The organism is Ruegeria marisrubri, from assembly GCF_001507595.1.
Taxonomy (GTDB): Bacteria; Pseudomonadota; Alphaproteobacteria; order Rhodobacterales; family Rhodobacteraceae; genus Ruegeria; species Ruegeria marisrubri.
Map to the genome: position 1 here is coordinate 42,290 of NZ_LQBQ01000001.1, position 15,000 is coordinate 57,289.

At 60.6% G+C, this 15,000-nt stretch carries 11 protein-coding genes and 1 pseudogene; 8 read left to right on the forward strand and 4 right to left on the reverse strand.

The window, feature by feature from the left end; translation table 11 throughout:
- The first annotated feature begins 63 nt into the window (after positions 1-63).
- The 7 genes and pseudogenes from AVO45_RS00205 to AVO45_RS19265 all read left to right on the forward strand — a co-directional run.
- Positions 64-1,455, forward strand: coding sequence for a NarK family nitrate/nitrite MFS transporter (locus AVO45_RS00205; RefSeq protein ID WP_068343159.1), 1,392 nt, complete (start codon positions 64-66; stop codon positions 1,453-1,455).
- 59 nt (positions 1,456-1,514) lie between these two features.
- Positions 1,515-5,255 carry a nitrate reductase subunit alpha gene (locus AVO45_RS00210; protein WP_068343160.1) on the forward strand — a complete coding sequence of 1,247 codons (3,741 nt, stop codon included), beginning with the start codon at positions 1,515-1,517 and terminating at the stop codon, positions 5,253-5,255.
- On the forward strand, positions 5,252-6,775 hold the full coding sequence (narH, locus tag AVO45_RS00215) for a nitrate reductase subunit beta (protein WP_068343166.1): 1,524 nt from the start codon (positions 5,252-5,254) through the stop codon (positions 6,773-6,775). The genes AVO45_RS00210 and narH overlap by 4 nt, the downstream gene beginning before the upstream one ends.
- Positions 6,775-7,479 (forward strand): nitrate reductase molybdenum cofactor assembly chaperone, encoded by a 705-nt coding sequence (narJ, locus tag AVO45_RS00220; RefSeq protein WP_068343168.1) that lies wholly within the window; start codon positions 6,775-6,777, stop codon positions 7,477-7,479. The genes narH and narJ overlap by 1 nt, the downstream gene beginning before the upstream one ends.
- Before the next feature lie 11 nt (positions 7,480-7,490).
- Complete coding sequence (narI, locus tag AVO45_RS00225; RefSeq protein WP_068343170.1) at positions 7,491-8,195, forward strand: respiratory nitrate reductase subunit gamma; 705 nt, start codon at positions 7,491-7,493, stop codon at positions 8,193-8,195.
- 53 nt (positions 8,196-8,248) lie between these two features.
- On the forward strand, positions 8,249-9,046 hold the full coding sequence (locus AVO45_RS00230) for a peptidylprolyl isomerase (RefSeq protein WP_068343172.1): 798 nt from the start codon (positions 8,249-8,251) through the stop codon (positions 9,044-9,046).
- A gap of 58 nt (positions 9,047-9,104) precedes the next feature.
- Positions 9,105-9,377: pseudogene (locus AVO45_RS19265) on the forward strand (DDE-type integrase/transposase/recombinase); the annotation flags it as partial.
- Positions 9,378-9,542: 165 nt separating this feature from the next.
- Here AVO45_RS19265 and ppsA read toward each other — a convergent pair.
- Positions 9,543-11,942, reverse strand: a complete 2,400-nt coding sequence (ppsA, locus tag AVO45_RS00235) for a phosphoenolpyruvate synthase (protein ID WP_068343176.1) — start codon at positions 11,940-11,942, stop codon at positions 9,543-9,545.
- A gap of 128 nt (positions 11,943-12,070) precedes the next feature.
- Between ppsA and AVO45_RS00240 the strand changes: the two genes are divergently transcribed.
- Positions 12,071-12,421, forward strand: a complete 351-nt coding sequence (locus tag AVO45_RS00240) for a hypothetical protein (protein ID WP_068343178.1) — start codon at positions 12,071-12,073, stop codon at positions 12,419-12,421.
- Positions 12,422-12,469: 48 nt separating this feature from the next.
- Here AVO45_RS00240 and AVO45_RS00245 read toward each other — a convergent pair whose 3' ends face one another.
- The 3 genes from AVO45_RS00245 to AVO45_RS00255 form a co-directional block, all read right to left on the reverse strand.
- Positions 12,470-13,420: a hexose kinase gene (locus AVO45_RS00245; RefSeq protein ID WP_082688607.1), complete on the reverse strand. Its 951-nt coding sequence runs from the start codon at positions 13,418-13,420 to the stop codon at positions 12,470-12,472.
- 163 nt (positions 13,421-13,583) lie between these two features.
- The gene (locus AVO45_RS00250; RefSeq protein ID WP_068343180.1) at positions 13,584-14,231 is read right to left on the reverse strand and encodes an HAD-IA family hydrolase; all 648 of its coding nucleotides are present in this window, start codon (positions 14,229-14,231) and stop codon (positions 13,584-13,586) included.
- Positions 14,232-14,261: 30 nt separating this feature from the next.
- The gene (locus AVO45_RS00255) at positions 14,262-14,981 is read right to left on the reverse strand and encodes an HAD family hydrolase (RefSeq protein ID WP_068343181.1); all 720 of its coding nucleotides are present in this window, start codon (positions 14,979-14,981) and stop codon (positions 14,262-14,264) included.
- Positions 14,982-15,000: the final 19 nt, after the last annotated feature.

Here is a 15,000-nt window from a genome sequence, read left to right on the forward strand (position 1 = left end):
GGCCAACGGCGGGGTCGGCAAACGGCCCTGTCCCCATACGCTAAATACAAGGAAACCAAGACGATGTCTGATGCAACATCTGACCAATCCGGGCGCACGCTGATCGACTGGCGTCCTGAGGACGACAACTTCTGGAAACAGAAAGGCAAGTCGATCGCCACCCGCAACCTTTGGATCTCGATCCCGGCGCTTTTGCTGGCATTCTCGGTCTGGATGGTCTGGTCGGTGGTTGTCGCGAAATTGCCTGCAATCGGCTTTGAATACACGACCTCGCAGCTTTTCTGGCTTGCGGCTCTGCCTGGCCTTTCAGGTGCAACCCTGCGCATCTTCTACAGCTTCATGGTTCCGATTTTCGGCGGGCGCAAGTGGACGGCCATTTCCACGGCTTCGCTTCTGTTGCCGGCGCTGGGTATCGGCTTTGCCGTGCAGAATCCCGAGACCCCTTATGTCGTCTTTCTCGTTCTCGCGCTGATGTGCGGTTTCGGAGGTGGCAACTTTGCCTCGTCCATGGCCAACATCGCCTTTTTCTATCCGAAGAAATCCAAGGGCAACGCGCTGGCGCTGAATGCCGGTCTTGGCAATCTGGGTGTTTCGGTCATGCAGTTCGTCGTGCCGATCGTCATTACCACCGGCGTTTTCGGCACGATCGGCGGCGAGCCGCAGGTCCTGTCGGACGGCAGCAAACTGTGGGTGCAGAACGCAGGCTTCATCTGGGTGCCCTTCATTGCCATCTGCTCGGTGGCCGCTTGGTTCGGAATGAATGACATTGCCAATGCGAAAGCGTCGTTCAAGGAACAGTCGATCATCTTTTCGCGTTTCCACAACTGGATCATGTGCATCCTGTACACAGGCACATTCGGCAGCTTCATCGGCTACGCGGCGGGTTTCCCGCTGCTGATGAAGACGCAGTTTCCCGACGTGAACGTGCTGCAATATGCCTTCCTGGGTCCGCTTGTCGGCGCGCTCAGCCGTGCGGGCACCGGCTGGATCTCGGACAAGTTCGGCGGCGGCCGCGTGACCTTCTGGACCTTTACCGGCATGATTGTCGCGGTCTGGGGTGTGTTGCAGTTCCTGCCGTCCGACGCCGATCCGAACGGCAACTTCTGGGGCTTCTTCGCCTGCTTCATGGCGCTGTTCTTCCTGACCGGTGTGGGCAACGCCTCGACCTTCCAGATGATCCCCTCGATCATGCGCCAGGAGATTCCGCGCCTGATGCCGGAGCTCGACGCGGCCGCAACCCTGAAACAGGCCGAACGCGAAAGTGCCGCGATCATCGCCTTTACCAGCGCGATCGCCGCCTATGGTGCCTTCTTCATCCCCAAAGGTTACGGCACCTCGATTACGATGACCGGCGCCCCGAACGGCGCGCTTTGGGCCTTCCTCATCTTCTACGTGATCTGTGTCGCGATCACCTGGCTGTTCTACAGCCGCAAGAACGCGCCGGTGCCCTGCTGAGCATCGATCGCCATCGGGGGCGCGCCTGAGCGCCCTCGCCAAGCCAATAGGAGAACATGATGAGCCATCTGCTCGACAGACTGAACTTCCTGGAATCCAAGGAACTGGAGAAGTTCTCGAATGGTCACGGTCAGGTCACGAAAGAGAACCGTGACTGGGAGGACACCTACCGCAACCGTTGGCGCCACGACAAGATCGTCCGCTCGACCCACGGTGTGAACTGCACCGGGTCCTGCTCGTGGAAGATCTACGTGAAGTCGGGGATCGTCACCTGGGAAACCCAGCAGACGGACTATCCGCGCACGCGGCCCGGTCTGCCAAACCACGAGCCGCGCGGCTGCCAGCGTGGCGCATCGTACAGCTGGTATCTGTATTCGGCCAACCGGGTGAAGAACCCGCTTGTCCGTGGACGGCTCATGAAAGTCTGGCGGAAGATGCGCGAAACCATGTCGCCCATCGAAGCCTGGACCAAGATCCAGAACGACCCGATCCTGCGTGCCTCCTACGTCGAAAAACGCGGCATGGGGGGCTTTGTTCGCGCAACCTGGGACGAGGCAACCGAGATCACCGCAGCCGCCAATGCCTATACCGCCAAGACCTACGGTCCTGACCGCATTTTCGGCTTCTCGCCGATCCCGGCCATGTCGATGATCTCTTACGCTGCCGGCTCTCGCTACCTGAGCCTTCTGGGTGGCGTCTGCATGTCCTTTTACGATTGGTACTGCGACCTTCCGCCGTCCTCGCCGCAGGTTTGGGGCGAACAGACCGACGTGCCGGAATCCGCTGACTGGTACAATGCCGGCTACCTTCTGCTCTGGGGTTCGAACGTGCCGCAGACCCGGACGCCCGACGCGCATTTCTATACCGAAGCGCGTTACCGCGGCACCAAGTCTGCCGTGATCTGCCCGGACTATTCGGAAGCCGCCAAGTTCGGCGACGTCTGGCTGAACGTCAAGCAGGGTACCGACTCGGCACTCGCCATGGCCTTTGGCCACGTCATTCTGCGCGAGTTCCACCTCGACCGCCAAGTCGAATATTTCGAAGAATACTGCCGCAAGTATTCCGACTTCCCGATGCTGGTGAAGCTCGAGGAGAAAGATGGCCGCGTGATCCCCGGCCGCTTCCTGCGCGCCGACGACCTCGACGGCAAGCTGGGCGAGGACAACAACCCCGAGTGGAAGACCGTCGCCATCGACGAGATCTCCAAGGGCCTGGTCGCGCCGAATGGCTCGATCGGCTATCGCTGGGGCGAACAGGGCGAATGGAACCTAGAAGAGAAGGCTGCCGGCGCTGAAACCAAGCTGAAGTTGACGCTGATCCTCGAAGAGGACCATGATGACGTCGTCGGCGTCGATTTCCCCTACTTCGGCGGCGAGGCCCATGAAGCCTTCGCGACCGGCGAGGATCACCCCGACGTGATGACCCGCAACATCCCCGTCAAGACGGTCAAGACCGCCGATGGCGAGGTGAAGGTCGCCACCGTTTTCGACCTGTTCTGCGCCAACTACGGTCTCGACCGCGGTCTCGGTGGCGACTGGGTGACGTCGGACTACAACTCGAGCATGCCGGGCACGCCGGCTTGGGCCGAGAAGATCACCGGTGTCTCCCGCGACAAGATCATTCACGTGGCGCGTGAATTCGCGCAGAACGCCGAGAAGACCAACGGCAAGTCCATGGTCATCATCGGTGCTGCGATGAACCACTGGTACCACATGGACATGAACTATCGTGGCGTCATCAACATGCTGGTAATGTGCGGCTGCGTCGGCCAGTCCGGCGGTGGATGGGCGCACTACGTGGGGCAGGAGAAACTGCGCCCGCAGACCGGCTGGCAGCCGCTGGCCTTCGCGCTTGACTGGGGCCGTCCCCCGCGTCACATGAACTCGACCAGTGCCTGGTACGCACATACCGACCAGTGGCGCTACGAGACCGTGTCGGCCGGGGAAATCCTGTCGCCCACGGCACCTGAAGGCGACTGGGACATCTCGATCATCGACTACAACATCCGCGCCGAGCGCATGGGCTGGCTGCCGTCTGCGCCGCAGCTCAAGACCAATCCGCTCGAGGTGGCCAAGGCAGCCAAGGCGGCTGGCAAGGACATCCCTGACTATGTCGCCGAGCAGTTGAAGTCCGGCGCGCTTGAGATGTCCTGCGAGGATCCGGATGATCCGGCAAACTGGCCGCGCAACCTGTTCGTGTGGCGTTCCAACCTGCTGGGTTCGTCCGGCAAAGGGCACGAGTATTTCCTCAAGCACTTGCTGGGCACCGACCACGGCGTCATGGGCAAGGACCTGGGCGAAGAAGGTCGTCAGCTGCCCAAGGAAGCCAGGTGGCACAAGGACGCTCCGAAGGGCAAACTGGACCTGCTGGTGACGATCGACTTCCGCATGAGCACCACTGCAGTCTATGCCGATATCGTGCTGCCGACGGCGTCCTGGTACGAGAAGAACGACCTCAACACTTCGGACATGCACCCGTTCATCCACCCGCTGCAGGCGGCCGTGGATCCGGCCTATGAGTCGAAGTCTGACTGGGAAATCTTCAAGGCCATCGCCAAGAAATTCCAGGAAGTCGCGCCGGAAATCCTCGGGAAAGAGACCGATATCGTCGCGCTCCCGATCCTGCACGACACGCCGGCCGAGATCGCACAGGACCAGGTTAAGGACTGGAAAAAGGGCGAGTGCGACCTGATCCCGGGCAAGACCGCTCCGGCCTATGTCCCGGTAGAGCGCGACTATACCGCGATCTACGACCGCTTCGTGGCGCTTGGTCCGCTCATGGACAAGCTGGGCAACGGCGGCAAGGGCATCTCGTGGAACACCGAACACGAGGTGCAGGCGCTGCGTGACCTGAACGGCGAGTGGCAGGACGGCCCGGCCAAAGGCTGCCCGAAGATCGTCACCGACATCGACGCGACCGAGGTGGTGCTGATGCTCGCCCCGGAAACGAATGGCGAGGTTGCGGTCAAGGCCTGGGACGCGCTGAGCAAGGGCACGGGCCTGGACCATACCCACCTGGCGATCCCGAAAGAGGACGAGAAGATCCGGTTCCGCGATATCGCCGCGCAGCCGCGCAAGATCATCTCGTCACCGACCTGGTCGGGTCTGGAAAGCGAGAAGGTCTGCTACAACGCCGGCTACACCAACGTCCATGAACTGATCCCGTGGCGCACGCTGACAGGTCGTCAGCAGCTCTATCAGGATCACCTGTGGATGCGGGCGTTCGGTGAAGGCCTGATGTCCTACCGTCCACCGGTCGACCTCAAGACCATAACCGCAGAGGTCAACCGTGATGCTCGCGAGGGCACGCCGCACGTGGTCCTCAACTTCATCACGCCCCACCAGAAGTGGGGAATCCACTCAACCTATACCGACAACCTACTGATGTTGACGCTGAACCGCGGCGGACCCTGTGTCTGGATCAGCGAGAACGACGCGAAGAAGGCCGGTATCGTCGATAACGACTGGATCGAGCTGTACAACGCCAACGGCGCGCTCACCGCGCGTGCGGTGGTTTCGCAGCGGGTGAAGGACGGCATGACGCTGATGTATCACGCGCAGGAGAAGATCGTGAACACGCCCGGCTCGGAACTGACCGGCAAGCGGGGCGGTATCCACAACTCGGTGACCCGCGCGGTCCTGAAACCAACCCACATGATCGGCGGCTACGCCCAGCAGTCCTACGGCTTCAACTACTACGGAACCGTGGGATCGAACCGGGACGAGTTCGTCATCGTCAGAAAGATGCGGAACGTTGACTGGCTTGACCAGCCCGCTACCCAGAAGGAGGCCGCGGAATGAGAGTGCGCGCACAAATCGGCATGGTGCTGAACCTCGATAAATGTATCGGGTGCCACACCTGCTCGGTGACCTGTAAGAACGTCTGGACCAGCCGCGACGGCGTCGAATACGCGTGGTTCAACAACGTCGAAACCAAGCCGGGCACCGGCTATCCGACCGACTGGGAAAACCAGGACCGCTGGAACGGTGGCTGGGAACGCACCAAGTCGGGCAAGCTGCAGCCCAAGCAGGGTGCGAAATGGCGGATCCTGGCGAACATTTTCGGGAACCCGGATCTGCCCGAGATCGACGACTACTACGAGCCGTTCGATTTCGACTATGACCACCTGAAATCGGCGCCCGAGATGACGGCGTTCCCGACGGCGCGTCCGCGCTCGAAAATCTCGGGCGAACGGATGGAAAAGATCGTGAAGGGCCCGAACTGGGAAGAAATCCTGGGCGGCGAATTCTCGAAACGTAGCCAGGACTACAACTTCGAAGGTGTGCAGAAGCAGATCTACGGGGAATACGAAAACACCTTCATGATGTATCTCCCCCGTCTGTGCGAACACTGCCTCAACCCGGCCTGTGCCGCGTCGTGCCCGTCGGGCGCGATCTACAAGCGCGAAGAGGACGGCATTGTCCTCATCGACCAGGAGAAGTGCCGCGGCTGGCGGATGTGCGTCTCGGGCTGCCCCTACAAGAAGGTCTACTACAACTGGTCGACCGGCAAATCCGAGAAGTGCACGCTCTGCTATCCCCGGATCGAGAGCGGCAATCCGACCGTCTGCTCGGAAACCTGCGTGGGCCGCATCCGCTATCTGGGTGTGATGCTCTATGACGCCGACAAGATCGAGGAAGCCGCGAACGCGGCCGACAAGATGGACCTATATGATGCCCAGCTTGGCGTGTTCCTCGACCCTAACGACCCGGTGGTCATCGAGGCCGCGCGCGTGGACGGCATCCCCGAGGATTGGATCAAGGCGGCTCGGCAAAGCCCGATCTGGAAGATGGCGATGGAGTGGAAGGTGGCTTTCCCGCTGCACCCCGAATACCGGACGTTGCCGATGGTGTGGTACATTCCGCCTCTCAGCCCGATCCAGAACGCGGCCGAGGCCGGCGCAATCGGCATGGACGGCGCAATGCCGGACGTGACGAACCTGCGCATTCCGGTGCGGTATCTCGCCAACATGCTGACAGCAGGCGACGAAAAGCCGGTGGAACGCGCGCTCGAGCGGATGCTTGCGATGCGCGCCTACATGCGGGCCAAGACCGTGGATGGCGTGATCGACGAGGCTATTGCGGACCGCGTGGGTCTTAGCGGCCGGGTGATCGAGGACATGTACAAGATCATGGCCCTGGCTGACTATGAGGACCGTTTCGTCATCCCGACGACGCACCGTGAACATGTCGAGGAAGCCTACGACCTTCGCGGAGGCTGCGGCTTCACCGACGGCAACCGCTGCTCGACCGGTATTTCCAAGGGGTCGCTCTTTGGCGGCTCCAAGAAGCCGTTGAAAATGCCCGAGGAGGTGCGCTGATGGACCGGACACTCAAAGCCTTGTCGCTGATACTGAGCTATCCTTCACGCGAGCTGCAGGCCGCCATGCCCGACATCGGCGGCGTTCTGGCCGCGGACAGCCGTTTGACGGCTGCCGCGCGCCGTGAACTGCGACCGCTGGTCGAGGAACTGTCGGGGGGCGACCTCTATGACCTGGAAGAGCGCTATGTGGCGCTCTTCGACCGGTCGCGGACTCTGTCGCTGAACCTGTTCGAGCACGTCCACGGCGAAAGTCGCGACAGAGGCACCGCGATGGTGTCGCTACTGGAAACCTATCGTGATGGCGGGTTCGAACTCAGCACCACGGAACTGCCGGACCACCTGCCGGTGCTGCTGGAATTCCTGGCGACCCGGCCTGCCGAAGAGGCGCGCGAAATCCTGGCCGATGCCGCGCATATCCTCGAAGCGCTGAGTGCCCGCCTCGAGCGGCGCGAAAGCGCCTATGGTGCGGTCTTTGCGGCGCTTCTGCAACTGGCCGGTGTCGAGGCCGACAAGGAGGCCGTTGCCGAGCTGCTCGAGCAGCCCGACGACGATCCGAACGACCTCGAAGCGCTGGATGCGGTCTGGGAAGAAAGCGAGATTCGTTTCTCTCCGGATCCGAATGCCGGCTGCCCGCAGGTGCGCGACATGCTTTCGCGCATGGACGAACCAATCAATCCCGCCCCCGGCGTGGCCGCCGAGTAAAGGAACAAGAAATGCACAACTTCGTATTCGGTATCTACCCGTACATCGCCCTGTCGGTGCTGATCCTCGGCTCGATCGTGCGCTATGAACGCGACCCGTTCACCTGGAAATCGTCGTCCAGCCAGTTGTTGCGGCGCAAGCAGCTGATCATCGGTTCGGTGCTGTTCCATTTTGGCGTCCTGGTGATCTTCCTGGGTCACTTCTTTGGCATGCTGACGCCGATCTGGGTCTTCGACGCGTTAGGAATCAGCCACGGCGCCAAGCAGGTTCTGGCCATCGTGGCCGGCGGCATCGCCGGCATCATGGCGCTGATCGGCGGCGGCATGCTGTTCCACCGTCGCTGGACCGATCCGCGTATCCGCAACAACTCCAGCTTTGCGGATATCGGTATTCTGGCGCTGCTGCTCGTGCAACTGGTGCTCGGCCTGCTGACGATCACCGTGTCGCTGCAGCATCTCGATGGTCACGAAATGACCACCTTCATGAACTGGGCGCTGGGCATCTTCACTTTCGACAGCAAAGCAGCCAGCTACATCGAGCACGCCTCGCCGATCTTCAAACTCCACATCTTCCTGGGGCTGACGATCTTCCTGCTGTTCCCGTTCACGCGACTGGTGCACATGCTCTCGGTCCCGCTGCGCTACTTCATGCGTCCTGGCTACCAGATTGTCCGTTCGCGCCGCAGCGAGCCTTTGCCCGCTCGACAGTCCAAGTAAACAAGGTCGGTGGCTCCTGCCGGGGCCGCCGTTTTTTCGGTGGAGTAAACTGAATGCCCGCAGCACTTTTTCCTGATCTTGTCGTCAACGGCGAAACCGTGCCCCACACCGCGGTCGCGGCCGAAGCCCAGAACCACAGCGGTCCAAAGGGCAAACCGGGCATCGCCTGGCGCAAGGCGGCAAATGCCGTGGCCATTCGCACGCTGTTGTTGCAGGAAGCCCGAAAGTGCGGCTTGACGCCCGAGCCGGCCGAAGTGGGGCCGGGGCGTTTCGAAACTGACGAGGAGGCCTTGATCCGGGGGCTTCTCGAACAGGAAATCGACGTGACGGCGCCGACCGAAGAAGAAGTCCGCGCGGAATGGGCCCGCGGCCCTGAGCGTTTCCGGGCTCCGCCTCTTTGGGAAGTATCGCATATTCTGTGCGCCTTTGACCCCGGTGATGAAACGGCCAAGGAGGCAGCCCGGGCCCGGGCCGAGGAACTCTGCCGACGAGCGCACGCCACCCCAGAGGACTTTCCCCGCCTGGCCAGTGAACACAGTGATTGCGGGTCAAAATCCGCGGGCGGTGCTCTGGGGCAGCTCGGTCCGGGGAGCACCGTGCCAGAATTCGAAGCGCATCTTCGTGAACTTGCAGAAGGCGAGATCTCGAATGAACCCTTGCTGACACGATATGGCTGGCATGTTGTTCGCATGGATGCGGCCGCGCCGGGTGATGTTCTGCCATTCGACACCGTCCGCGACAAGATCGCCGAAGCCATGGAGAAGGCCCGCTGGGCCTCAGAAGCAGGCAAGTACGTGAACCGTCTCGTTGAAGCCGCCGAGATTTCGGGGGCAGATCTGGGACCTGTCTAATCTGAGAGCCTGCCGTGACGACTCATGGCCGTTCCGCTGATTTCGAACCAGCCCCGAGATTATCCGACTTGCGGTGAAGCTGTATGTCCGTTTCCCGCTCTCGTTGCGCAGCGTCGAGGATCCTCTGCATGAACGCGGGATCGACGTCAGCCACGAGGCGGTGAGGTTCTGGTGGCACCGGTTCGGACCGATGTGTGCCGGTGAGATCCGAAAACGTCGGATCGCCCGCATGTGTTCCAGCAAGTGGCGCTGGCATCTTGACGAGATGTTCGTGAAAATCAACGGCGAACGCCATTACCTATGGCGTGCGGTTGATCACCAAGGTGAGGTTTGCAGAAATTCGCAACCGTCCATACCTCGGTCTACAACCTTTTCAACTCGGAGCGCTGCCTCTCCTCCAGACCAAATTTCAAGCTGAACCGCGCCGCTGCTCTCGCCGAGTGGCGCGGTCTCTGCGCGGAATAAGGGGCAAGCATCCTGTCCTTGTAGAGACTGGTTAGAATCTGTCTGACAGCGCCAGTTCAGCATCCGAGACGTGCTTCCTGACCTTGAAGAAGCTGTCTGGCGTGACAGAGATGGAATCTATGCCAAATTCGACGAGAGTTCGGGCAAAATCGGGGTAGTTTGAAGGGGCCTGCCCACATAACCCGACCTTCGTGTCAAAAGCATGGGCTTTTTCGATTACGGTTCGGATCATCCACTGAACCGCATCATGTCGTTCATCAAACAGCATCGCCAGCTTCTCGCTGTCACGATCGATACCCAAAGTCAGTTGGGTCAGGTCGTTCGAACCTATGGAAAACCCGTCAAATCGTTTTGCGAACTCCTCGGCGAGTATGACGTTCGAGGGAACTTCGCACATGACATAGATCTCGAGTCCGTTCTTTCCCCGAACGAGACCTTCTTCGGCCATCACTTCGAGAACTCGGTCGGCTTCCTCGGGTGTTCGGCAGAAAGGCACCATGACCAGAACATTGTTAAAGCCGATTTCCTCTCGCAGGCGACGTATCGCTCTGCATTCCAGGCGAAAACCGTCGCGGTAGGCGGGGTCATAGTAGCGCGAGGCCCCACGCCAACCAATCATCGGGTTTGCCTCGGCGGGTTCGAATTGCCGACCTCCCAGAAGATCGGCATATTCATTGGTCTTGAAGTCGCTCAGGCGCAGAATCATTGGGTTGGGATAGGCCACTGCGGCAATCCTCGATATGCCCAAGGCAAGCCGGTCGACAAAATATTCGGCCTTGTCGTCATATCCGCGGGTGAGGGCTTCGATCTCCTGCCTGTCGTTCTGATCCTCTAGGTTGGCGAAGTTCAGCAGCGCCATGGGGTGGACCCGGATGCTGTTGGAAATGACGAATTCCATGCGCGCAAGACCCACGCCATCTGCTGGCAAACGCCACCATCTTGTGGCAGTGGCCGGGTTTGCAAGGTTGAGCATGACCTTCGTCGTTGTCCGGGGCACCTGGCCGAGGTCCAACTCTTCGACGGAGAACTCCGCGTAACCGTCATACACGTGCCCCGTGTCTCCTTCGGCACAACTGACGGTAACCTCTTGCTGATCGTAAAGAACATGGGTTGCATCACCACAGCCGACAATTGCCGGCACGCCCAGTTCACGGCTGACAATCGCGGCGTGGCTGGTTCTGCCGCCACGGTCCGTCACGATGGCGGACGCGCGCTTCATCACCGGCGTCCAGTCCGGGTCTGTTGTCGAGGTCACCAGAACCGATCCATCGACGAACTTGTCGATGTCCTCGGCGCTTTCGATGAGGCAGACGCGACCCGTTGCAATCTGTTCCCCGACAGACAGACCTGTTGAAACGACCGGTCCATGTCGGCCTATCCGGAAGGTCTTGAGCGAATTGCCAGTAATACGAGACTGAACCGTTTCCGGCCTGGCCTGAACGATAAACAGCTGCCCCGTAATTCCATCCTTGGCCCATTCCATATCCATGGGCTGGCCGTAGTGATCTTCGATGATCGTTGCCTGCCTGGCCAGGGAAAGCACCTCATCATCACTGAGGACGAATTTCGCGCGCTCTGCCTTGGATGTCGGGACGTTTCGGGTTGGCCCGCCATCCCCCCGGCTGGCGTAGATCAACTTGACCTCCTTCGCTCCCAGCTTTTTCTCGATGATCGGACGAAGGCCTTTCTGAGAAAGGAAGGGCTTGTAAACCTGGAATTCATCTGGCGTGACGGTGCCCTGAACGACATTTTCACCCAAACCCCAAGCCGCATTGATCAAAACCACCTTGTCAAAGCCGGACTCGGTGTCGATTGAAAACATCACGCCCGAGCCACCCAAGTCTGAGCGGACCATTTGCTGAACCCCGATCGACAGGGCGACCCCGAGCTGATCGAACCCCTTCATGCTGCGGTAGGAAATGGCGCGGTCCGTGAACAAGGACGCATAACATTTCCGGCAGGCGACAAGCAGAGCGTCCTCGCCCGAGACGTTCAAAAAAGTTTCCTGCTGGCCGGCAAAGCTGGCGTCCGGCAGGTCCTCTGCCGTGGCGCTGGAACGGACGGCAACCGAAAGCTCGGTCTGGCCGACACGTTTTGAAAGTTCCCTATACGCTTGCCGGATCTCGTTTTCGGTGGAAGCTGGCCAATCACCTGCGATGATCGCGGTCCGGATTTTTTCGCCTGCTTTGCGAAGGCTTATCTTGCCGGCTTGTTGATCGGCCAGAACGGTCGCGATCACCTCTGTCAGGTTGTTTTCATCCATGAATTTGCGGAAGGCATCTGCCGTGGTCGCGAACCCGGGTGGTACATAAATGCCTTTCGCGCCCAGTGCCTGCACCATTTCTCCAAGCGAGGCGTTCTTGCCGCCCACAAGCGGTATGTCTTCCTTGCGCAAGTCGTCGAACGGGATCACCTGAGGATCGGTCGGCATTTCTCTTCCTCCCGCGTTTGGAGCCGCTGGCCAAGGCTAGACCGAGCGTGAATTCTAGCCTTGATCTCGGTCAACGAGAAATCCGGCGCCAGATGTCATCATCCTCGACAGTATAGAGGGAGAATGTCATGGACATGGCACTTGCCGCCTTGGCAGAGGAGGTTGAAGCTGCGTTCGTTCTGGAGCCGGACCTTGCCGCGCGCGTCCTTGCTGCGATCAACGGAGTGGCCGGCGACCTGACGATCCAGCGCGAAGACCTGGGCTCGACCGACAAAGTGCTTTCGGTGATTTATGCTGTGAAACCGGGTTGGAGCGTCACGATCCGCGGGAACGCGGCCATGCCAAATGGTCACTGGAGCTGTACGCTCCGAAAGACTTCAGCCAGTGACGACGACGAATATATCGGTATCGGCCGCGGACCGACTTTGCCGCATTCTCTGCTGGCTGCGTTGCTCAAGGCGCTGAGTGTTTCCGCTTGAAGCGCTCTGGATCCAATTTGACCCAAGCATAGGTTGCCCCGGAGGGGCTTAGAAACGTTCCATCCGGCATTGCGGCAGCAAGGCGTGGGTTTCCGTGAAGCCGCAGAACGAGGTTCCTTCTGTTCCGACCGTCGCCGCCGCGGCTGCAACGCCCCATTTCAGGGCCTCTTCCGGTGGGTCGCCGCGCGACAGTGAAAAAGCAAAAGCACCGACCAAGGCGTCGCCCGCGCCGATTTTGCTGCGCACGGCGACCTTTGGGGCGTGGCAGAAAAATTTCTGATCTCCAGCGACCATGACGGAGCCCTCCTCGCCGTGACCGGTTATCACGATCCGTGCGACGCCGCGCCTGACGAGCCGTTCCGTGAACGCAAGGTTGTCGGATATTGACCGCATCGGGCGGGAAAACACCTTTTCGATTTCGCTGCGGTCCAGCCGCAGAACATCGAGCGGAGCAACCGGAGCTTCGATCAGGCGCTTCAGCGGAGCCTTTGACGTGTCGACGATCAGGCGTCCGTTGCATCGCGAAACGGCAGCCTGCACCTCTTGCGGAAAGTCGTCGGCAAGACCATTGGCGACGCCCCCGCTCAATACGACAAGCCCATCCCTTTGCACCGTGTCGGATATCCGGTTCAGCACCATCCGTCCTTCGTCTTCGCTCAGCAGTTCTCCCGGCAGGCTGAAGCGGAATTGTTCCTGTGTCGTCTCATCGGTCACCGCCAGGCTATAGGTCGTCTCTCCGCGAACCCGGCATTCCATGACCGGGACGTTTTCCGCCGCCAGCAAAGCCAACAGGCGATCACCCATTGCGCCACCAACCACGACGAAAGCCCGAACGCTTCCACCCAGTTTCACAATCGTTCGGGCAACGTTTACGCCCCCACCTCCGGGATCGACCTTCGGCTTGTTGCAATACAGTTTCGGTCCCGCAGTTACATGTTCCGTCGTCGTTGCATAGTCGATCGCGGGTTTGAGGGTGATCGTCAGAATCTCGGGCAGAATACGATGTCTCCTTGTTCACGCGTAGAGCCTATCTGGCTGTGCAAGAACCCGTGCCGAAGGCTGCCGCAAATCGTATGTTCCGGTGGCAAGTACAATATGAATGCCCGACCGAACTCAAGCCTCCACGCTCAGGCCGAGGTATCCGGTCGAAAAGGCAGCAAGTTCAAGCGCATGTTTCGCTGACGATGCCGGGGAGGTCGCCGAAATGGCCAAAGGAACGGGCATGTGGCAGTTTCTCGACCGGCATCTTGCGATAACCACCCTCAAACAGCAGGAACGGAACGCCCGCCCGCTCTGCCGTCTCGGCGTCCACTTCGCTGTCGCCGACATAAATACATTGACCTTCAGGCAATGCTGCAAAAGCCGCGTGCAACGGGGCCGGGTCGGGCTTGTGGACCGACAGGCTGTCGCCGCCCCAGGTCGTGGAAAAGAAACGGTCAAGCCCTAGGTGGGCCAGAACCGCGCGGGTCGGTCGGATGGGTTTGTTGGTGCACACGCCCATTGCGTGGCCCTCGAACGCCAGGGCTTCGAGCGCCTCGACCACGCCAAGGTAAGGGCGGGTCAGGTGCACCGCATCGTCGTAGCTTTCGATGAAATCGGCCAGCAGACGAGGATGTTCGCTGTCCGGAATATTCCGGGCCCGCCGCATTTTCTCGACAAAGACCGAGGCACCCTGGCCGATGAAGTTGCGCGCGTCTTCCAGCGTGATCGGCTCGGCGCCTTCTTCCGCGAGCAATCCGTTGGCGATGCCGTGGATGTCGGGGGCGCTGTCGATCAGCGTGCCGTCGAGATCGAAGATTATACGGGCCATTCAGAAACTATCCTTTCACTTGAACGGGCATCATGCGGCCCGGGCCATCTTTCGGCGCAAGGCTTGCATGTCCGCGACCTCGGAAAAGCAGCGCACCACCAAATCGGCCTCCGAGAAATCCTGCCCCTCGGTGTAAGGGCCGGGAGAAACGATGCAGGCCATGCCGGCGGCCTTTGCCGAAATGAGACCGTTGCGGCTGTCCTCGAAAGCAAGGCACGCCGTGGGCGGGAGGCCCAGCATTTCGGCCGCGAGCAGGAAGACGTCCGGCGCTGGCTTCTTCGCCTTGACCATGTCGCCGGCGGCAATGGCATCAAAGATCTGGGGTGCGGGCCCTTGGCCGGTTGCGCGGGTCAGTGCCTCGACATTGGGAAGGTTGGTCGTGGTGGCGACGGCGACCTGCAGGCCCTCGGCGCGCGCGTTCGCGATCAGATCGGCGATGCCCGGTCGCAAACTTAGCGTGCCTTCAGCGACGAGTTCGGCATAGCGCCAGGTCTTGCGCGCGTGAAGCGCGGGGATGTCGTCTTCGGTCGGGGCTGTCTCTGGCGCGTAGTCGCGCATGAAGGCGCGTATCCTCTCCTTGCCGCCTGTGGTTCCAAGAAGTTCCCGGTAAAGCGAACGGTCCCAGTGCCAGTCGAGCCCCGCTTCGGTGAAGGTCTCGTTGAAGGCGCGGCGGTGAAGTTCTTCGGTTTCGGCGAGTGTGCCGTCCACGTCGAAAACGAACGCTCGGAAGGGAAGGGGGGCGCCAGTCATGCCAGCGCTCGCAAGTCGA

What these genes read in the sequence shown, in the direction of transcription:
- AVO45_RS00205 (WP_068343159.1), top strand. Translation starts at nt 64, where the DNA reads ATGTCTGATGCAACATCTGACCAATCCGGGCGCACGCTGATCGACTGG.
- AVO45_RS00210 (WP_068343160.1), top strand. Translation starts at nt 1,515, where the DNA reads ATGAGCCATCTGCTCGACAGACTGAACTTCCTGGAATCCAAGGAACTG.
- narH (WP_068343166.1), top strand. Translation starts at nt 5,252, where the DNA reads ATGAGAGTGCGCGCACAAATCGGCATGGTGCTGAACCTCGATAAATGT.
- narJ (WP_068343168.1), top strand. Translation starts at nt 6,775, where the DNA reads ATGGACCGGACACTCAAAGCCTTGTCGCTGATACTGAGCTATCCTTCA.
- narI (WP_068343170.1), top strand. Translation starts at nt 7,491, where the DNA reads ATGCACAACTTCGTATTCGGTATCTACCCGTACATCGCCCTGTCGGTG.
- AVO45_RS00230 (WP_068343172.1), top strand. Translation starts at nt 8,249, where the DNA reads ATGCCCGCAGCACTTTTTCCTGATCTTGTCGTCAACGGCGAAACCGTG.
- ppsA (WP_068343176.1), bottom strand. Translation starts at nt 11,942, where the DNA reads ATGCCGACCGATCCTCAGGTGATCCCGTTCGACGACTTGCGCAAGGAA.
- AVO45_RS00240 (WP_068343178.1), top strand. Translation starts at nt 12,071, where the DNA reads ATGGACATGGCACTTGCCGCCTTGGCAGAGGAGGTTGAAGCTGCGTTC.
- AVO45_RS00250 (WP_068343180.1), bottom strand. Translation starts at nt 14,231, where the DNA reads ATGGCCCGTATAATCTTCGATCTCGACGGCACGCTGATCGACAGCGCC.
- AVO45_RS00255 (WP_068343181.1), bottom strand. Translation starts at nt 14,981, where the DNA reads ATGACTGGCGCCCCCCTTCCCTTCCGAGCGTTCGTTTTCGACGTGGAC.